The organism is Deinococcus detaillensis, assembly GCF_007280555.1.
GTDB lineage: Bacteria > Deinococcota > Deinococci > Deinococcales > Deinococcaceae > Deinococcus > Deinococcus detaillensis.
Map to the genome: position 1 here is coordinate 283,084 of NZ_VKDB01000002.1, position 19,151 is coordinate 302,234.

At 62.1% G+C, this 19,151-nt stretch carries 15 protein-coding genes; all 15 read left to right on the top strand.

Translation table 11 applies throughout. From position 1 onward, the window contains the following. The first annotated feature begins 518 nt into the window (after nucleotides 1–518). The 15 genes from FNU79_RS03725 (at nucleotide 519) to FNU79_RS03795 (ending at nucleotide 19,032) form a co-directional block, all read left to right on the top strand. Entirely contained in the window at nucleotides 519–2,045 is a 1,527-nt protein-coding gene (locus FNU79_RS03725) for a SulP family inorganic anion transporter (protein ID WP_143719555.1), read from the top strand. Between the two features lie 134 nt (nucleotides 2,046–2,179). Next, on the top strand, nucleotides 2,180–5,284 hold the full coding sequence (locus FNU79_RS03730) for an alpha-mannosidase (protein ID WP_143719556.1): 3,105 nt from the start codon (nucleotides 2,180–2,182) through the stop codon (nucleotides 5,282–5,284). 50 nt (nucleotides 5,285–5,334) lie between these two features. Beyond that, nucleotides 5,335–6,642 carry an AMP-binding protein gene (locus tag FNU79_RS03735; protein WP_143719557.1) on the top strand — a complete coding sequence of 436 codons (1,308 nt, stop codon included), beginning with the start codon at nucleotides 5,335–5,337 and terminating at the stop codon, nucleotides 6,640–6,642. Between the two features lie 42 nt (nucleotides 6,643–6,684). Further along, the gene (locus FNU79_RS03740; RefSeq protein WP_143719624.1) at nucleotides 6,685–7,479 is read left to right on the top strand and encodes an enoyl-CoA hydratase/isomerase family protein; all 795 of its coding nucleotides are present in this window, start codon (nucleotides 6,685–6,687) and stop codon (nucleotides 7,477–7,479) included. 151 nt (nucleotides 7,480–7,630) lie between these two features. After that, entirely contained in the window at nucleotides 7,631–8,425 is a 795-nt protein-coding gene (locus FNU79_RS03745; protein ID WP_143719558.1) for an IclR family transcriptional regulator, read from the top strand. 48 nt (nucleotides 8,426–8,473) lie between these two features. After that, complete coding sequence (gene pdhA / locus FNU79_RS03750) at nucleotides 8,474–9,556, top strand: pyruvate dehydrogenase (acetyl-transferring) E1 component subunit alpha (protein ID WP_143719559.1); 1,083 nt, start codon at nucleotides 8,474–8,476, stop codon at nucleotides 9,554–9,556. Beyond that, nucleotides 9,553–10,569 carry an alpha-ketoacid dehydrogenase subunit beta gene (locus FNU79_RS03755; RefSeq protein WP_225429858.1) on the top strand — a complete coding sequence of 339 codons (1,017 nt, stop codon included), beginning with the start codon at nucleotides 9,553–9,555 and terminating at the stop codon, nucleotides 10,567–10,569. Before pdhA ends, FNU79_RS03755 begins: the two co-directional genes overlap by 4 nt. 27 nt (nucleotides 10,570–10,596) lie before the next feature. Continuing rightward, nucleotides 10,597–11,034: a thioesterase family protein gene (locus tag FNU79_RS03760; protein ID WP_143719560.1), complete on the top strand. Its 438-nt coding sequence runs from the start codon at nucleotides 10,597–10,599 to the stop codon at nucleotides 11,032–11,034. After that, nucleotides 11,027–12,526, top strand: a complete 1,500-nt coding sequence (locus FNU79_RS03765) for a dihydrolipoamide acetyltransferase family protein (RefSeq protein WP_225429859.1) — start codon at nucleotides 11,027–11,029, stop codon at nucleotides 12,524–12,526. Before FNU79_RS03760 ends, FNU79_RS03765 begins: the two co-directional genes overlap by 8 nt. Before the next feature lie 128 nt (nucleotides 12,527–12,654). Next, a complete protein-coding gene (locus tag FNU79_RS03770) occupies nucleotides 12,655–13,008 on the top strand; it encodes a hypothetical protein (protein ID WP_143719561.1) in 354 nt (117 codons plus the stop codon). Between the two features lie 132 nt (nucleotides 13,009–13,140). Next, nucleotides 13,141–13,917: an SDR family NAD(P)-dependent oxidoreductase gene (locus FNU79_RS03775; protein ID WP_225429860.1), complete on the top strand. Its 777-nt coding sequence runs from the start codon at nucleotides 13,141–13,143 to the stop codon at nucleotides 13,915–13,917. 266 nt (nucleotides 13,918–14,183) lie between these two features. Further along, the gene (locus FNU79_RS03780; RefSeq protein WP_143719563.1) at nucleotides 14,184–14,753 is read left to right on the top strand and encodes a MarR family winged helix-turn-helix transcriptional regulator; all 570 of its coding nucleotides are present in this window, start codon (nucleotides 14,184–14,186) and stop codon (nucleotides 14,751–14,753) included. Between the two features lie 92 nt (nucleotides 14,754–14,845). Beyond that, nucleotides 14,846–16,243 carry a TolC family protein gene (locus FNU79_RS03785; RefSeq protein WP_143719564.1) on the top strand — a complete coding sequence of 466 codons (1,398 nt, stop codon included), beginning with the start codon at nucleotides 14,846–14,848 and terminating at the stop codon, nucleotides 16,241–16,243. Between the two features lie 26 nt (nucleotides 16,244–16,269). Further along, nucleotides 16,270–17,313: a TolC family protein gene (locus FNU79_RS03790; RefSeq protein ID WP_143719565.1), complete on the top strand. Its 1,044-nt coding sequence runs from the start codon at nucleotides 16,270–16,272 to the stop codon at nucleotides 17,311–17,313. Between the two features lie 126 nt (nucleotides 17,314–17,439). Continuing rightward, a complete protein-coding gene (locus FNU79_RS03795; protein ID WP_143719566.1) occupies nucleotides 17,440–19,032 on the top strand; it encodes a DHA2 family efflux MFS transporter permease subunit in 1,593 nt (530 codons plus the stop codon). Nucleotides 19,033–19,151 lie beyond the last annotated feature (119 nt).

Genomic DNA, 19,151 nt, shown 5'->3' on the forward strand with positions numbered 1-19,151 from the left:
GAGCTGGGCCTCCTGTGTAGGCGAGAGAGAAAATTTAACTAACGTTTGTTAGGCCATTATACCCTGATTCAACTGGGGATTCAAGCTTGATGTGAAGCCTATCAAGGTCTGGTCAGCCGTCCAGATCTTAGAGCGTCAGCTTTAGCACTCCGTAGATTCGGCATTCCGTTGGCTGGGCATAGGCTGGAACGGTCAGATAACACTGCTCACTTTACTTGCGCTACAGGGTTCTCCCAAATTCACCCCTAACGGTTAGCCTCAATACGCTCAGAAACAACCTCTCCCACGATTTTGGTGTTTTTTGGCGCGGTGGCGGTCATAGCAGGCAGATCGTGGGCGGGGCCGGGCCTTGCCCATTGGCTCAGCTTGAGGCATACTGCACGGGCCGCAGGTGCGGCGTCCCCAGCGCAAGCCGCTGTGAGTGACGCCCCTGACGATAACCGAACTGTTCGTGTGACGCCTTTTGATAGGGCGTTCTCTTTCCTGATCCGGTTGTCACGGCACCCACTGAGGTGCAAATGACCACAAGAACCACACTCAACAAACCCGCCCGTTTTAATTTACAGCAGTACAAGCACGAATGGCTGCTCAACCCGCGCCGCGACGTGCTGGCAGGCGTCGTGGTGGCGCTGGCGCTGATTCCTGAAGCCATCGCCTTCTCGATTATCGCCGGGGTCGATCCGGCGGTGGGCCTCTACGCCTCGTTCATCATCGCCATGGTGATCGCCTTCATCGGCGGGCGGCCCGGCATGATCAGCGCGGCGACGGGCGCGATGGCCCTGCTGATGACCGGTCTGGTCAAAGATCACGGCTTGGCGTATTTGTTTGCCGCCACCATCCTGACCGGCGTGCTGCAAATCGTGTTCGGCTGGGCCAGGCTGGCGCGGTATCTCAAATTCGTGCCGCGCAGCGTGATGGTCGGCTTTGTCAACGCGCTGGCGATCCTGATTTTCTCGGCGCAGCTTCCGCAGTTCGTCGGGGCCAACTGGCAGATGTACGCGATGGTCGCCGCAGGTCTGGCGATTATCTATTTGCTGCCGCGCATCTTCAAAGCCATTCCCAGCGCTCTGGTGGCCATCGTGGCGCTGACGCTCGTTTCGGTGTTCAGCGGCGCAAATGTCAAAACAGTGGGCGACATGGGCGTCCTGCCCACTTCCCTGCCGCCGTTCGGTTTGCCGCAGGTGCCGCTGACCCTCGAAACACTCGGTATCATCTTTCCAGTAGCACTGACCTTATCCTTGGTCGGCTTGCTGGAAAGCCTGCTGACTGCTCAACTCGTTGACGAGCGCACCGACACCACCAGCGACAAGAATGTGGAGTCGCGCGGGCAGGGCGTGGCCAACATCGTCACCGGCTTTTTCGGCGGGATGGCGGGTTGCGCCATGATCGGCCAGAGCATGATCAACGTGACCAACGGCGGGCGCGGCAGGCTTTCGACATTTGTGGCGGGGGCCTTTTTGCTGCTGCTGATTCTGGTGTTGCAGCCGCTGCTGGTGCAAATTCCGATGGCCGCTCTGGTCGCCGTGATGATCGTGGTCAGCGTCAGCACTTTCGATTGGAGCAGCCTCAGAACCCTGAGAGTGTTTCCCAAAAGCGAAAGCATCGTGATGCTCTCCACCGTGGCCATGACCGTGCTGACCCGCAATTTGTCGCTGGGGGTGCTGGTCGGCGTGGTGCTGAGCGCCCTGTTTTTTGCCCGCAAAATCTCGCAGCTCTCGGTAGTCACTCACCGCGACGAGCCGGATGGCAGCCGCATCTACCATGTCAGCGGGCAACTCTTTTTTGTCAGCACCCACGATTTCGTGCATCAGTTCGACTTTGTTCACGACGCCGAGCAGCCTGCCAGCCCCGTCACGATTGACCTGACCCACGCCCACTTCTGGGACGGCTCAGCGGTAGGAGCGCTCGACAAGGTGATGCTGAAATATCAGCGCCTCGGCGTTCCGGCCAGTCTGGTGGGGCTGAACGACGCCTCGGCCACCCTGATCGAGCGCCTGGCGGTGCATGACAAACCCGGAGCGCTGAGCGGCGAAGTGGGGCACTGAGAGCGGATTAAAAGTCGGCAAGCTCAGAAGAAGGCGAACTGAATGCTGGCCTGAGCGCAGCAGATCAGGAGTAGGGTGAACGGGCTAGAAAAGTCATCCACCCTTTCGCGTTTCACGCAGGAGCCTCATCCACCATGACCAATGCCCTGAGTACCGAACAGAACCTGCTGCGCCTCGCCAACCGCCTCACCGAATTGGCCGCCTGGCGCGACCTCGCCGCCGTGCCGCTGGCGCTTACCTTCCAATGGAGCGGCGGCACTCAACTGCTCAAAGAAGGCGATGCCTGGCCTGCCCGCGAATTGCCGGTGACGTTCAGCGCGGTACTGAGCGTGCCCGAGCAGTGGCAAGGCGAGCCGGTTATCCTTGACCTGGCACTCGGCGGCGAAGCATTGGTGCTGCTCGGCGGGGTGGCGAGGGGCGGCCTCAACCCCTACCACTCCGAAATCTGGCTGGGCGAGACTGTTGCGCCTGAGCTGGAACTCAGGGTGGAAGCTGTGCCGCGTGGCTTGTTCGGCACGCCCGCCTACGCGCCTAAGGTCGAGCGGGCCAGAGTGCTGCTGCCCGATCTGCAAGTTCGTGCCCTCTGCGAAGACCTGGCAGCGGCTCACGAAGCGGCGCTGGAACTCCTTAAGCTTGGCCGCAGCGAGATTGCCGACCTGATCGCTGACGCCCTGAGTGACGTACTCAATCAGATTCCGATTCCACGCGGCGACGGCGCAGCTTACCTGACCCGCGCCTGGCAGCAGCCCGACTTGCGGGCCAATCTCAGCGGCTTGTGGGACGAATGGAACTTTGCAGGCTTGCCCCTCCCCTACCCCGACGCAAACCGCCCCGCACTGGCGGCGGCCCAGCAAGCCTTGGCCGCCAAGCTGGACGCCATTCGGCAGCGTTACCCCGCCGAGGGCCGACTGGTGCTGTCAGGCCACGCCCACATTGATCTGGCCTGGCTGTGGCCGCTGGCGGAAACCCGCCGCAAGATTCGCCGCACCTTCGCCACCGTACTCTCCCTGATGGAGCGCTACCCCGATTTCACCTTCAACCAGTCCTCGGCCCAGATTTACGCTTACCTCGAACAAGATGATCCGGCCCTGTTTGAGCGCATCAAGGCAAGGGTGGCTGAGGGCCGCTGGGATGTGGTCGGCGGCATGTGGGTCGAACCCGACGGCAATTTGATTTCCGGCGAGTCGTGGGTACGGCAACTTCTCTACGGCCAGCGCTATTTCGCTTCACGCTTCGGGGTACAGGCGCGGGTCTGCTGGCTGCCCGACACCTTCGGCTACGCCGCCAATTTGCCGCAATTGCTGCGCGGCGCGGGCATTCCGTACTTTTTTACCACCAAGCTGACCTGGAACGAAACCAATACTTTTCCCTACGACCTCTACCGCTGGGAAGCGCTGGACGGCTCGCAAGTGCTGGCCCACAGTTTCCGCAACACCGGCCAGGGCTATAACGGCACGTTGGGCGCACATGACACGCTGGCCACTTGGAAGAACTTCAGGGGGAAGCGGCAGCACCAGACCAGCCTGTTCAGCTTCGGCTGGGGTGACGGCGGCGGCGGCCCCACGTTTGAAATGCTGGAGCGCTTTGGCCGTCAGCGCGACTTCGCGGGCCTGCCCCAGCTCCAGATGACCCGCGTGGCCGAGTTTTACGACGGGGTGGAAGCGCAGGCCAGCACTTTGCCCGTCTGGGTGGGCGAGCAATATTTCGAGCTGCACCGGGGCACTTACACCACTCAGGCCCGCATCAAACAGCTCAACCGCGCTCTGGAACACGCCCTGACCGACGCCGAAACCGCCGCGAGTCTGGCGTTTAAGCTGTTGGGTCGGCCTTACCCGCGTGAGACATTCGGGCCGCTCTGGGAAGTGCTGCTCCGAAACCAGTTTCACGACATCCTGCCTGGATCGGGCGTCAAAGCCATTTACGACGATGCCCGCCAAGAGTTGGAGTCCGCCCTTGATGCCGCCGAACAGCAGCGGAACGCAGCTTTACAAGCCCTCAGCGACGCGCACGGCAGCGGGGAGCGTTTAGTCATCTGGAATCTCACCTTTGACGAGCGCCCTTTGTCGCTGCGCTTGCCATCTCAAACTGGTATAAAGCTCAGCGCTCCAGACGGGACGCCCATACAGACCGAGCGGCAAGGCGACGGGCTGATCGTCTGCGGCGAAGTGAGGGTGCCGGGCTTGGGTTATGTTTGCCTCCTGGTGGAGGAAGGAACGTCGGAAGTTTTTGCGTCCGACCACAATCTGGCGCTGGAAAACGAGCACTTACGAGTCGTTATCAACCCCGACGGCAGCTTGGCGTCCCTTTACGACAAGGCCAGCGGGCGCGAGAGTTTGGAGGGCAGCGGCAACCAACTCTGGCTCTATCCCGACGTGCCACGCGAGTGGGAAGCCTGGGAACTGGACGCCAGCTACTCGCAGGGCGGCGAGCGCTTGACGGCTGCTGAAGCCCCAGAACGCTTGATGGGCCAACTGGAACAGGCCGTGCGAGTGCGATACGACGCGCAGGGCAGCGACGTGGTGCAGACCTACCGCTTACGGTGCGGCTCACGGCGGCTGGAGATCGACACGCGGGCCGAGTGGCGGGGCCGCCGCCTCATGCTGCGTTCACTGACGCCGGTGCAGGTGCGGACTGCTCAAGCCAGCTTTGAGACGGCGTTCGGCACGGTGCAGCGCTCCACAACCACCAACACCTCCTGGGAAGCGGCCCAGTTTGAAGTGCCGGGCCACCGCTTCGCCGATCTGAGCGAGGCCGACTTCGGGGTGAGCCTGCTGACCGATTCCAAATATGGCTACAGCGCCAAAGGCAACGTGCTGGGCCTGAGCTTGCTGCGCTCCCCGATCAGCCCCGATCCCAGCGCCGACGCCGGAGTGCATGACTTTACCTATGCGCTTTATCCGCACGCCTTGGATTGGCGAAACGGCACGCTGCGCGAGGCCCACGACCTCAACGCGCCGCTGCTGGCGTTCAGGAGTTCGGCAAAAGGCAAAAACGATCAGGCCAGTGCCCAGCTTCTGAGTGTGGGCCACCCCGCGCTGCGGCTAAGCGCCCTCAAGCTCTGCGAGGATAGTGACGCCTTGCTGCTGCGGGTGTATGACGCGCACGGCACACGCGGCGACGTGAGGCCGCAGGGCTTGGGCGTGGAGAAATGGACGGCGGTGAACTTACTGGAAGAGGAGCAAGATAGTGAGCTGAGCTTCACACCCTACCGGGTGGTGAGTTTGAAGAGCGAGCCGTAAACTGAGGTCGCGCTTTCAAAATTGACCTTCTCCCAACCTTGTGAGGTTTTATGTCTTCTCATTCTTTATCTGCTGATTATTTCAATCCTGCCGCCGAAACCATGCCCGTTCCCGAGTTGCGGGCGTTGCAGCTCGCCCAGCTTCAGGCCACCGCCGAGCGCCTGAGCCAGCGGGTGCCGACTTACCGCGCCAAGTTCGCGGCGGCGGGCGTCACGCCGGGCGACCTGAGCAGCCTCAGCGATCTGGGCCGCTTTCCCTTCACCTACAAAAGCGATCTACGCGACACCTACCCGTTCGGCCTCTACTCGGTGCCGAGAACCGAGCTGCGCCGCATTCACGCCAGCAGCGGCACGACCGGCAAGGCGACGGTGGTGGGCTATGACCAGCACGACCTCGACATTTTCGCCGAGGTCGTGGCCCGCAGCCTCTACGCGGCGGGAGCGCGGCCCGGCATGCTGTTTCACAATGCCTACGGCTACGGCCTATTCACCGGCGGACTGGGCACCCACGCGGGCGGCGAGCGGCTGGGCCTCGGGGTGGTGCCGGTGTCGGGCGGCAACACCGACAAACAGGTGCAGCTCATCGAGGACTTCGAGCCGGAAGTGATCGCCTGCACGCCGAGCTACGCGATGGTGCTGGCCGACGCGCTGGCCCGGCGCGGCCACACGCCCGAGACCATCAGCCTGAAATACGCCGTGCTGGGCGCGGAACCCTGGACCGACACCATGCGCCGGGAAGTGGAGCGGCGACTGGGCCTGAAGGCGACCAACATCTACGGCCTGTCCGAGATTATCGGCCCCGGCGTCGCCAACGAGGACGTCAGCGAGCAGAGCGGCAGCTACCTCTGGGAAGACCATTTTTATCCCGAAATCGTCGACCCGGAAACCGGCGCGGTTTTGCCCGACGGCGAATTCGGCGTGTTGGTGCTGAGCAGCATGACCCGCAGCGCCATGCCAGTGCTGCGCTACTGGACCGGCGACATCACCCGCCTGCTGCCCGCTGACAACTCCACGGGCCGCACCCTGCGCCGGATGGACGGCATTCAGGGCCGCAGCGACGACATGCTGATCTTGCGCGGCGTCAACGTGTACCCCAGTCAGCTCGAAGCGGTGCTGGCCCATTTTACCGAGCTGCGCCCGCATTATCAGCTCGTGCTCTCGCGCAGTGGGGCGATGGACGAACTGCTGCTCAAAGTGGAGAGCGGGCGTCATGACCCCGTCCTGAGCCGCGAGGTGGTCATTCGCATCAAAGCCCAGGTCGGCGTCAGCGTGACCTGCGAGCTGTGCGAAGACGGCAGTTTGCCCCGCAGCGAGGGCGGCAAGCTCAAACGGGTGCTGGATTTGCGGGCGGTGCGTTAGGTGACCGCGCTTGTCCCCGCACCTGATCTCGCGCCCTACCAGATGCAGTTTCCCTCGCTGAGTTTCGCGGCTCACGCAGGCGGCCTGCTGGAACTGATTTTGTCCAACCCCAAAACGCTCAACTCGGCAGACGCCACTATGCACCGCGAGCTGGCTAATCTCTGGCCCGCCGTGGACGCCGACGCGGGCGTGCGTGTGGTGCTGGTGCGCGGCGCGGGCCGGGCCTTTTCGTCGGGCGGCGATTTGGGCTTGGTGCAGCAGATGGCCGAGTCGTGGGACGTTCGCACGCGGGTCTGGAAAGAAGCCCGCGACCTCGTCTACAACATCATCAACTGCTCCAAGCCCATCGTCAGCGCCATTCACGGGGCCTGCGTGGGTGCGGGGCTGGCCGTGGCGCTGCTCTCCGACATCAGCATCGCCGCTCCCAGTGCCAAGATTCTGGACGGTCACGTGCGGCTGGGCGTGGCGGCGGGCGACCACGCGGCGATCATCTGGCCGCTGCTGTGCGGCCTCAACAAAGCCAAATACCATTTGCTGCTAGGCGAGCCAATCGGCGGCGAGGAAGCCGAGCGCATCGGGCTCATCAGCTTGTGTGTGCCGGAAGACGAACTGCTGCCCAAGGCTTTCGAAGTCGCGGGGCGGCTGAGTGGCAGCAGCCAAAGCGCCATTCGCTGGACCAAGTACGCCCTCAACAACTGGCTGAGGTTGGCCGGGCCGAGTTTCGACGCCTCGCTGGCGCTGGAATTTATGGGCTTCTCAGGGCCGGACGTGCATGAGGGGGTAGCCTCACTACGCGAAAAGCGCCAGCCAGATTTCACTGATGACCCTGACGTTTGAGCGCCTGACCCACTGGCAACCGAACTGAGCGAAATCTGACATAACCGCATCTTTAAGCCTCACAGGGTGTTCACTTGTCCCAGTAATCCGGTATACCCGCACGCCGAGGTTGTCTAGAGAGATGCTCTCTGCCTAAAATGACCGCACCGACATGCTTACGACCGTTGCCAAAGCCTTTCAGGTGTTGTCTTTATTTACCCCGACCCGTCCGGTCTGGGGCGCGACCAGTGTGGCGGCAGAACTCGGTCTCAAAAAATCCACCGCCCATGATCTGCTGGGCAGCCTCGCCGAACTGGGGATGCTGCACCGGCAGGGTGGGCAGTACACCGCCGGCCTCAAGCTGCTGAGCCTTGCCCGCAGCGCTGAGGGCACTTTTCCGTGGCTGGACGCCACCCGCCGCGAAATGGTGACGCTGGCGGCTCAAACGGGTGAAGCCATTCACCTCAGCACCTTGCAGGGCTACCGCCTGCTCGATTTGGAAGAAGTGCAGGGCGTCGGCGCGGTGCGGGTGGTGTTCGACAGCCAAATGCCGCCGCACTGCACCGCTATGGGAAAGGTGCTGCTCTCCGATGTACCGCCGGAAGAGCTGGCCCGCTTAACTAGCAATTACACCTTGCGGGCGCTGACGCCCAACTCGATCACCACCGCTGACGAGCTTCACGGCGAACTGGCGCGGGTGGCCGAGCAGGGCTACGCCTACGACGTGGAAGAAGTCTACGAAGGCGTGTGCTGCATCGCCGTGCCGGTACGCAGCGAGCGCGGCAAAACGCTGGCCAGTATCAGCGTCTCAGCTCCGGCTTTCCGGTTTTACAAGCACAAAGACGAGCTAAGGAGCGCCGTGCTGGCCGCCGGAGCGCGGTTGTCATCGGCCCTGAGCAGCCCCGCTCCCAGCACTTCAGCCCACAGCAACTCGGCACACAACAGTCTCACTTCAAACCGCACTTAGGTTTTTCTTTTCCGCTGACCCCGCCCATTTTCTTTAGGAGGTTCCACCATGACCGCTGCCCTAACACTACCGCCCGATCCGCGTTTAGAAGGCACCCTCAGCGTCCTCTCGCCCTCCGGCGAACTGCTGCGCCCCGACTTGGTGCCAGGCGACGAAATTCTGCTCAAGCTCTACACCGGCATGCGCCGCGCCCGCGTTTTTGATGACCGGGCGATGGTCTTGCAGCGCCAAGGCAAACTCGGCGTTTATCCGTGCTTCGGCGGAATGGAAGCCACCCAAGTCGGCGCGGCGCTGGCCCTACAAGACGGCGACTGGGTACTGCCCACTTACCGGGGCACGGCACTGGCCATGATGCGCGGCATGACGCTGGCCCAGATTTTGCTGGCTTGGCGCGGCCATCCGGCGGGCTACCAAGTAGACCCCAAGCTCCACATCCTGCCATTTTACATTCCGATTGCCAACCAGATTCCGCACACGGCGGGCATCGCCTTGGCCGAAAAGAGGCGCGGCACTGGCCTGCTGGCAATGGCCTTCATCGGCGACGGCGGCACCTCCGAGGGCGACTTCCACGTCGGCGTCAACTTCGCGGGGGCGTTTTGCGCTCCGGCCATCTTCGTGATCGAAAACAACGGCTGGGCCATCAGCACGCCGACCAGCGTTCAAACGGCGGCCAAAAACCTCGCTTCACGCGCCGAGGGCTACGGCATGCCGGGTATTCGGGTCGACGGCAACGATGTGCTGGCCATGTATCACGTCACCCTCGAGGCCGCCGAGCGTGCCCGCAGAGGCGAGGGGCCGACCCTGATCGAAGCCATCACCTACCGGATTTTGCCGCACACCAGCAGCGACGATCCTAAGCGCTACCGCCAAGAAACCGAAGCCGACGCCTGGCGCGGACGCGATCCTGGCATGCGGCTCAGGGCTTATTTGGAAAGCCGGGGAATGTGGTCGGAGGAGCAGGAACAAGACGTCATGAAAGGCATGGAGGCCGAGATCAAAGCCGCCATGTTGGAAGCTGACCAAGCCGCGCCGATTGAGCCGGAAGCCTTGCTGGAACACATTTACGCCGAGCCGCTGGCCGAGATGAAAGATCAACTCGCCGAGATTCGGGCACTGGAGGCCCTCAAATGACCGTTGCCGCCGAGCGCCAAGCTGCACAAGAGCAAGTCAAAACGATGACGATGGTCGCTGCCGTCAACGACGCCCTGCGCGTCGCCTTGGAGCGCGACGACAAAGTCATGCTATTCGGTGAGGACGTCGGGATGGGCGGAGTCTTCCGGGCCAGCGACAACCTGCAAAACCTCTTCGGTGAGGAGCGGGTCTTCAATACCCCGCTGAGCGAAGCCGGAATCATGGGCCTCGCCGTGGGCCTGGGCATCGCGGGCGAAAAGCCGATTGCCGAACTCCAATTTGCCGGTTTCATTTACCCGGCCCTGGAGCAGATCAACGCCCAGATAGGCCGCTACCGGCAGCGCACTCAGGGCAACTTTCCGCTGAGCATGGTGGTGCGTGCGCCCTACGGCGGCGGCATCCACTCGCCGGAAATGCACGCCGACAGCCCCGAGGGCTTGGTGGCGGCGGTGCCGGGCGTCAAGATTGTGATTCCCAGCACTCCCTACGACGCCAAAGGCCTCCTGCTGGCCGCCGTGGACGATCCTGATCCGGTGTTTTTCTTCGAGAGTATTAAACTTTACCGCTCCGTGAAAGGCGAAGTGCCCACCGGTCACTACACCGTGCCGCTCGGCAAAGCCAGAATTGCCCGTGAAGGCGACGACTGCACCGTACTGTGTTACGGCGGCATGGTGGAAGTCTGCGAAGAAGCAGCGGTGGCGGCGGCGGCAGCGGGCGTGAACGTCGAAGTGGTTGACCTGCGCAGCATCGTGCCGCTGGATTTTGAAACGATTTCCGAGAGCGTCAAGAAAACCGGACGGGTGGTCATCGTTCACGAAGCGGCCCGCCGGATGGGATTCGGCGCAGAGTTGTCGGCGCGAATCGCCGAAGAACTGATCGAGTACCTGCACGCCCCGATCACCCGCGTGACCGGCTGGGACGCGCCTTATCCGCCGTTCACCGCCGCCGAGCACATGTACCGGCCCGACGCGGCGCGGGTGGCAGCGGGCATCCGCAAGGTGCTGGATTATTAAGGGTCTGAGTACAGGCGGGGTGGCCGAGTGAAAGAAATTCCCGAAGGCCACACCGCCGAACTCAGTATTCTCGTGACCGAAAGCATGACCGTGGATTTTGAAGAACTCGGCGCGGGGCATCCAGTCTACGCGACCTACTGGATCGCCAAGCACTTTGAGGAAGCTGGGCGCAAACTGCTGCTGCCTTTTTTGGAAGAAGGCGACGGCGGCATCGGCACCAACGTCAGCGTCGAGCACACGGCTTCGGCGCTGCCAGGAATGCGGGTGAGCGTCATGGCGGTGGCCGTCAAGACCGAGGGGCGGCGTTTATATGCCGATCTGCGGGCCATTTCCGAACTCGGAGACGTGGTGGCCACCGGACAGACCGTGCAGTACATCACTCAGGCCACGAAACTCGAACACGGCTTTGACACGTTGCGGCAGCGCTGGAACGAGTACCAACAAGAGGAGAAGCATCATGCGTGATTTAACGCTGCCTACTTTGGCCGAATCGGTGGTCGAAGGCGAAATTTTGGCTTGGCTGGTAGAAGAAGGCGACATCATCGAAGAAGGTCAGCCTGTGCTGGAAGTCATGACCGACAAAGTGACGGTGGAGTTGCCCGCCCCGTTTGGCGGCAAGGTCATCAAACGGATGGTCAGCGTCGGTGACATCGTGCCGGTTCACGGCGTGCTGGCGCAGGTGGAAGAAATTCTAGACGGTGTGGTGGCGAGTAAGCCCGAAACCACCCAACTGGCCCCCTCCCCAACCCCCGACGCGCCCACTCAGGAGAGCGAAGCCGAGATTGAACTCGACGCCGAGCGCAGCATTATTGAAGGCTCAGCCGCCCACCAGAGTGACCCGAACAAAGCCAAGGCGGCGTTTGCGGGATTCAGTAGGGGCGGTAAGTCGGGCGCAGCAGCGGTGGCGACCAAGCCCGCGCCCGCCGCGCCCCAACCTGTTGCCGCACAGCCCACCACCAAGGGCTTGTCCGAAACCACGCCTGCGCCCGGACAGGTGCGAGCTGTACCTTCCGCGAGACGATTGGCCCGCGAACTGGGCATTTCTATTGCGGAAGTACTGGGCAGCGGCCCGAATGGCCGGGTCCGCTCCGGCGACGTGCACGCCCACGCCAGCGCTCCGGCGAGTGCGCCGGTTCAGGTTCAGGCTCCGGCCCAAATGCAAGCACCACTGCCAGCCAAAACCAGCAGCACCGACTGGCCCCCGCCTGCGCCGCCGGTTTACCGCACGCCAGCTGGATACGAGAACCGCGAAACCCGCACTCCGCTGCGGGGCGTGCGCCGCGCCACTTCGCAGGGTTTACTGGCCGCCACGCTCCACAGCGCCCAGACCCACACCATCGAGGAACTCGACTGCACCGGCTTAATGGCCCTGCGCGACGAACTCAAAGCCGACGCGCAAAAGCAGGGCGTCAAGCTCTCTTACCTGCCGTTTTTTCTCAAAGCGGCCAGCTTGACCCTGCGCGAGTTTCCGGCGGTCAACAGCAGCCTCGACACCGCGTCGGGCGAAGTGGTCTACAAAGACTTCGTACACTTGGGCATGGCCGTCAATACCGAGGGCGGCTTGGTGGTGCCGGTCATCCGCGACGTGGACCGCAAGGGCCTGCTGACCCTGGCCCGCGAGATCAGCGAGTTGGCCGAGAAAGCTCGCAGCAACACCCTCAAACCCGCTGAAATGAGCGACGCCACCTTCACGGTGTCCAATATCGGCTCGGTGGGTTCTATGATGGGCGTACCGATTGTCTCGCCTCCGGCAGCAGGCATCATGTCGGTGCACAGCATCGTCAAGCGGGCAGTGGTCGTGGAAGAAAACGGCGCGGACGTGATCGCCATTCGGCCGATGATGTACCTGACGCTGAGTTTCGATCACCGCCTCGTGGACGGCGCAGACGCAGCCCGTTTCCTGAAAAAAGTGCTGTGGCTGCTCGAAAAACCTTCCCGGTTGGTGTTGGGCGACTGAAGCAAAAGCGTTAGAGACACTTAAGGCAACGTCCAGACTGCCCGGTTAAGAGCCGTGTTAGAACACATCCTCTAAGGTCATCATCACACCCCGACGTTAAACCGGCAAAGCGAGCCGGTGGGAAGGAGATGATGGCCTTGTTGATGTTTAGACGCGCCCTACTGGTTTCACTACTCCTCAGCTCTCCAGCTCTCGCTCAAAGCAGCGGCGTCAGCGGGCGGCTGCTTTTTTTTAATGATGAATGCTCGTTTATGCTCGACCTCGGCCTGAATACCCCCAGCAGCAGCTTGGGCGGCAAACTCAGCGGCGTCAAATGTAAGGAGGGCGCTGCCGCCGCCGTCAGAAAGCTCATTACCAAAGACGCCCGCGTGCAATTTAAAGTCACCAAAGTCAGCAGCTATCCGGAAGGAACACTGACTTTTAGAAACCAAGACATTGCCGATTGGCTGGTTAGCAAGAAGCTGGCGGTGCGCGGCTCTTAACACATCAGCCGAACAGCACAATAAACACAGCCCTCAGCGGTTTTTTACATTCCACTCGCCACCAATCTTTGGTGAGTTTCTAAACGCTCTCCCAAGCTGCTCTTTTGAGTGCTGATGTGCCAAGCTTGGAGCATGAATCCTCTCACTTCAAAGCGCGTAACGGTCATTACTGGCGCGGCGCAGGGCATCGGGCGCAGGGCGGCAGAGCTGTGCGCCGAACGCGGCGACGCCCTGGCCCTTCTGGATTTGCAGGCCTCTCCCCTGCCCGCCGGAGCCGACGCCATTTCGCTTGAGGGCGACCTCAGCAACGAAGCGGTGGTGCTGGCCCACACGCAGGCGATTATGCAGCGCTGGGGGCGGGTGGACGCGCTGGTCAACAATGCCGGGATCAGCTTCATTACGCCCGCCGAAGACACCACGGCCACAAATTTTAAGCGTGTACTGGACGTTAACCTGACCGCGCCGTTCTTGCTGTGCCGCGAACTCGGCAAGGTCATGCTCTCGCAGCGTGGCGGCAGCATTGTCAACGTGGCCTCGGTGGCGGGGCTGCTGGGCATCATTGATAGGGCGGCTTACAATGCCAGCAAACACGGTTTGATTGGCCTGACTCGCACCCTGGCCGCCGAGTGGGGCGCACGCGGCGTGCGAGTCAACGCGGTGTGTCCCGGCTGGGTCAAAACCGAGATGGACATTCATGACATGGGATCGGGCGCGTACACCGACGCCGATATCGAGGGCCGGGTGCCGATGGGCCGCTTTGCCTCGCCCGACGATATTGCGCGGGCGATTTTGTATTTGACCGACCCGGCGCAGAGTCCGTTCGTCAATGGCGTGAGCCTCAGCGTGGACGGCGGCTGGGCTTCGGACGGCAGTTGGGAACAATTGCGGCGCGTCAAGCAAGCACTTTAGATTATTGGTCAACACAGAAGCTCTGCTTTGACTGAGCGAGCAGGCTTGGCAGATGCCGCTTTGCCTGAGAATCAACAAGAGTGAAATAAACAGAGCGTTTGCAAGGATGGACGGTTGAGCGTGCTTTTGGCTCAGCTGCCTACCCCGACAAGCGCTCTAAAGCTGTGCCAGCACAAAGAAAATTTTTATGAAGAAGCCTCAGTAAACGCCTGCTCAAACGGCAAAAATTTCATTTAAACATTATTTGAGGGCCATACGTTACCACCGTGAAACATTTCCACCCTGAAAACAATAACAGCCCAGAGGAGGTGGACTCAGGACAGCTCGAAGCGCTGCTGACGCTGGTGAGCGAGTTTGGGCGCGTGAAATTCAGCTCGCAAGATATTGCTCCGCCGTGGAGCCGCCGGATGCAGGCGCAGCTTCAGGCGGCCGGGCTGAGTGACGTGGCCGGCCCTGAGCAGATGGGTTTGCTGTGGCAATTTTACCGCTCACACCGGATGCTCGGCGGCGTCAGCAAAGAAGGACAGCGGATGAGCGAAGTCAGCGGGCGGCTCGGCATTCCGCTGAGCAGCGCCAGCCGCACGGTCGATCTGCTGGTGCAGCGCGGCCTGCTTTCACGCCGCAGCGACGACCATGACCGCCGGATCATCTTGGTGAGCGTCACGCCGCTGGGCCAAGCTGTTTACGCCATTTTTGACGACGCCTTTCGCCATCACCTTGCCGGACTGCTCGGCCAACTCACGCCGGACGAGCGCGGCCAACTGCTGCACATCGGCACGCGGGTTTTTGAAATCTGGAGCAGGGCAGTCAAAGGTGAAGCGGCTGAACTGACGTAGCCGTAACCGCCCGCTTCAGCAGACTGCTCTTAGCTCTTTTTAGCACGACTTGGCACCACGTTTGGAGGCCCACTTTGTTCCACCACTCTGCTTTGAAATGGCTCATTGTCAGCGCTACCTTGCTCGGGCCAGCACAAGCCCAGACCGAAACGGCAGCTCCACCGGTGCCGCCCGACGCCCCCACAGTCCCGACCTCAGCGCCTGCCATCACCCCGCTCAGCCAGTTTTTTGCGCCGCTGCAACAGTATCCCAGCTTGGTGCAGGCTCGGCTGGCGCTGCAAGCGGCCCAGATTCAGCAAGACGGCGCGGACTTTCCGGTGAGCGGCTCGGTGTCGGGCGGCTTATCTGACATCTTGAATGCTGACAGCCCGCCTGCCGTATGCGCCACCTCGCCGCTGGCACTGCTGACCAGCCCGTGTGTGCCGGTGGGCGGCAGCACCGGGACGCTGAATCTGGCGGTTCGGGCCACGCCTTACCCGGTGGGCGACATGGCAGCGAGGCAACAGCAGGCCGCCCTCGCCACCGAACAGGCCCAGCTTGGCTACCGCTCGGTGCTGGCCGCTTTGGAAGCGCAGACGCTCTTGGCCGCCCAGCACGAAACCCTGAGCCGCAGCGCCGTGAGTCTGGCCCAGCAGGTGCAGACCACCGCCCAGCTCGCTCTGCAAGCCGCCCAAAACCGCTTGCAAGGCGGCGGCGCAACTCTCACCGACGTGCAGCAGGCCCAATTGGTGCTGGCCCAAGCAGCCAGCGGCGCGGCGCAGGCACAAGAAAATCTGGCGCTGGCTCAGGCCACCCTCAAGGACTTGACCGGCAATACCGACGCGCCCAATTTGCCCGCCGTGTTGCCGCCCACCAGCGGTCTGCCCGTCAGCGTCAGGCAAGCCCAGTTTGGGCTGAGACGTGCCCAAATTATTCAGGCGCAAGTCAGTTGGAACGCGCTGCCGAATGTGCAGGCCAGTTACACCCACTACACCTCCGGCACCGCTGGAGTGGGTCTGGCGCTGGACTCACGCAATTTGTCGCCTGCCGTGACCTTCACTTATACGCCGCGCCCACCGCCGCTGAACCGGGTGCGTGATCAGGTCAGCTTGGGCATCAACTTCGACGCTTCGGCCAGCATTCTGAGTGCGCCGGAATTGGCTCAGAACGCGGTCAATCAGGCGCAGGCGGGCATAGACGCCGCCCGCCGCCAAGCGGATTTGCAACTCTCAGCGCTCAATACCACCCTCGTTCAGGCGCAACGGGGTCAGCAACTGGCCCAGCAAGCCCTCAGCCTCGCCCGGCAGCAGCAGCAAAACGCTCTCACGCGCCAAGACCTCGGCCTCAGCGCTCCGCTAGACATCGCGCAGGCCGCACTGGCCACCTACCAAGCGCAGTTGGCGCTGAACCAAGCCGAACTCGCGGTGACCGACGCCACCACCAAGTTTTACAGCTTCTTCGCTCTGCCTTTGGACAGCGCCGATCAGAAAGCCTCTCCCACACAGCCTTAATTCACCTTCCTTGCTCAGAGGTCACCATGAAACGAATCCCCCTGCTTCCCCTTGCCGTTTTGCCGCTCACCCTGATGCTCAGCTTCGCAGGCGCGGCCAAAGCCCAAAATGCCCTGACGCTGGCCAGTGCGCTGAACCAAAGCGCCGCCCAGCCCAGCGTCACCGCCGCCCGCGCCGCGCTGGTAACGGCTCAGAGCGACTATGCCAAAGCCAAAGCCGATCCGCTGGCCACCAAAGTCACTTTGCTCAAAGCCCAGCAGGCTTACGACCTCGCAGTGGCCAACGTGAAAGCGGCAGACGCGCAGGCCGACAGCCAGATCGTGATGGCGTATACCCAGGTGCTCGAAGCCCAAGACGCCGTGAAACTGACCCGTGCCGGACTGGATCTGGCCCAGAAAGGCGCTCAAGTGGCCCAAACCCAGTATGAGAAAGGCGGCGGCACCCAGATCAGCGCTCAGGTGGCCCAGAATCAGGTGCAGGCCGCTCAGCAAGCTGCCAACGTGACCGAAGACGGCTTGGCCCTCGCCACCGCCAACTTGCGGAGCTTGGTCGGCGCTTTCACAGCGGTGGCCCCGGTTCCGGCCAGCAGCTTACCCGCCTCGGTGGGCGCGAACACGGTGGAAGACGTGCTGGGCCGCAACCCCACCTTGATTCAGGCCCAGCAGGGCGCGGCGGCGCTGCAACTGCAAGTCAATTTGCTCGACCCACTGGCGGTGTCGGCCTCACAGATCAACACCCTCAAAACCCAGCTCCAGCAAGTCCAGTCCGGCGCGGCCACCGCCGAGCGCGGCTTCCGGATTCAGACGCAGGCACTTTACAACAGCTACTTGCAAGCGGGCAAAAACCGCGCCGTCAAGCAGGCCGCCCTCCAGAATGCCGATAAGCAGCTGAGCGCCGACCAAGACCGCTTTGCCAAGGGTCTGATTTCGCAGCTTTCTTTGCTGCAAAGCCAGATCGCCGAGCAGCAGGCCGCGCTTGCCAAAGAGCAGGCCGACGACGCGGCTCTGAGCGCCTACTACGCGCTGGTGGCTGGGCCAGGAGTCGGAGCAGCGGGAGCGGGCGGACGATGAGGTAAGCAACCGATTCGCTCAGCCACCCCCTAACCTCCCCCGGAAGAGGGAGAGGAAAAACAAGGGTGGGCAGAGCGAACACTCTCTAGTTCCCTTCCACCACAACCCCACTTTCAAGGAGACTTCATGACCACCGCTTCCGCGCCTTCGTCTCCGCCTGTCCAGCCGAGCGCCGCCACCGGGCAGCTGGAAAACTGGCGAGCGCCGCTGCTTATTCTGGTGATCGGCGCGTTTATGGCCGTGCTCGACACCAGCATCGTCAATGTGGCGCTGCCAGATATGATCAACGTCTTCGGTGTAGATCAGGCGGGCATCGAATGGGTGTCTACCGCCTACACGCTGGCACTGGGCGTCATCACGCCGCTGTCGGGCTGGCTGGGAGCCAAATTCGGCATCCGGTCTATGTACGTGGTGGCGCTGATTATTTTTACCATCGGCTCCGGGCTGTGCGCTTTGTCGTGGAGTCTCAACAGCATGATCGCCTTCCGCATCGTGCAGGCCATCGGCGGCGGCTTAATCATGCCCGCCGTACAGGCCATGATGATCCGGATGGTGCCGCGCAACCAGCTCGGCGCGGCGGGCGGCATCTTCGGCATGGCGATTTTGCTGGCCCCCGCCATCGGCCCCACGCTGGGCGGCTACCTGGTGGAATTCGTGGACTGGCGCTGGATTTTTACCATCAACTTGCCGGTGGGCGTGCTGGCCATCTTTATGGCGCTGCGCGGCGTGCCGAACGTGGCTCCCGTCCACACCGAGGCCTTTGATTGGTGGGGCGCAGGCGCGATTGCCGTGTCGCTGTTCAGCTTGCTGCTGGCCACTTCCGAGGGCACCGCTTGGGGCTGGGGATCGGAGAGCATCGTGCTGCTGCTCTACACCAGCGCCATCAGCATGGCATTCTTTATCTGGTGGCAGCTTCACATTCCGCACCCGCTGCTCAATTTGCGCCTCTTCAAATACCGCTCTTTTGCGATTGCCAATGTCCTTTTGATGGTGATCAGCATTTCTCTGTTCGGCGTGCTGTTTTATTTGCCGGTGTATATGCAGAGCATTCGCGGACTCGGCGCTTTTCAATCGGGGTATTTGCAATTGCCGCCCGCACTCTTGACTGGTATGGTCATGCCGTTCGCCGGGCGTCTCTATGACAAAATAGGTCCGCGTGTTCTGGTTCCGGTGGGTCTTTTGTTTATTGCCATGGGGATGTTCTTCTTTAGGCAACTCACCATCGAAACAGCCTTCTTTTCAATTATCTGGTGGAATTGCGTGCGCTCAGTCGGGATGGGCCTGGCCATGATTCCCACCCAGTCGGCCTCGGTCTCCGAGATTCCGCCGATGCAGGCGGGTCAGGCCAGCGCCATCACCAACGTGATCAACCGCCTCGGCGGGGCGTTCGGCGTGGTGCTGATGGTGCAACTCTTTGACCACTACAACCACACCGAGCAGGCCGGCTACACCAATTTGCTCCAGCAGGGCAACGTGGCGCAGCAAAACACCATCAGTACCATCATTGCCAAGCTGCAAGCCAGCGGCCTTGATCCGGCCCATGCTCAGGCCGCTTTCAGCGCTCTCTTGCAGCGCCAAATCGGCACCACCGTTTTTACCAATACCTTTGACATCGTGATGGTCGTGATTGCGCTGGCGCTAGTGGTCTGCGCGGTGGCGGCGACTGCGCTTAAGAAAGGCAAGGTGGCGGCTGAGCCGGGTCACGCGGCGATGGACTGAGGAGCGAGCTGAACAGCAAGTTCGCCTTGCTCAACCCCTACCTTTGAAGAGGAAAACGACAGCGAAGCGATTGCCCCACCCCTGACACCCAATAACCCAAACCAAAACCCATCTCCACC

Coding starts and splice junctions, on each gene's coding strand:
- FNU79_RS03725 (WP_143719555.1), top strand. CDS start 519: ATGACCACAAGAACCACACTCAACAAACCCGCCCGTTTTAATTTACAG.
- FNU79_RS03730 (WP_143719556.1), top strand. CDS start 2,180: ATGACCAATGCCCTGAGTACCGAACAGAACCTGCTGCGCCTCGCCAAC.
- FNU79_RS03735 (WP_143719557.1), top strand. CDS start 5,335: ATGTCTTCTCATTCTTTATCTGCTGATTATTTCAATCCTGCCGCCGAA.
- FNU79_RS03740 (WP_143719624.1), top strand. CDS start 6,685: ATGCAGTTTCCCTCGCTGAGTTTCGCGGCTCACGCAGGCGGCCTGCTG.
- FNU79_RS03745 (WP_143719558.1), top strand. CDS start 7,631: ATGCTTACGACCGTTGCCAAAGCCTTTCAGGTGTTGTCTTTATTTACC.
- pdhA (WP_143719559.1), top strand. CDS start 8,474: ATGACCGCTGCCCTAACACTACCGCCCGATCCGCGTTTAGAAGGCACC.
- FNU79_RS03755 (WP_225429858.1), top strand. CDS start 9,553: ATGACCGTTGCCGCCGAGCGCCAAGCTGCACAAGAGCAAGTCAAAACG.
- FNU79_RS03765 (WP_225429859.1), top strand. CDS start 11,027: ATGCGTGATTTAACGCTGCCTACTTTGGCCGAATCGGTGGTCGAAGGC.
- FNU79_RS03770 (WP_143719561.1), top strand. CDS start 12,655: ATGATGGCCTTGTTGATGTTTAGACGCGCCCTACTGGTTTCACTACTC.
- FNU79_RS03775 (WP_225429860.1), top strand. CDS start 13,141: ATGAATCCTCTCACTTCAAAGCGCGTAACGGTCATTACTGGCGCGGCG.
- FNU79_RS03790 (WP_143719565.1), top strand. CDS start 16,270: ATGAAACGAATCCCCCTGCTTCCCCTTGCCGTTTTGCCGCTCACCCTG.
- FNU79_RS03795 (WP_143719566.1), top strand. CDS start 17,440: ATGACCACCGCTTCCGCGCCTTCGTCTCCGCCTGTCCAGCCGAGCGCC.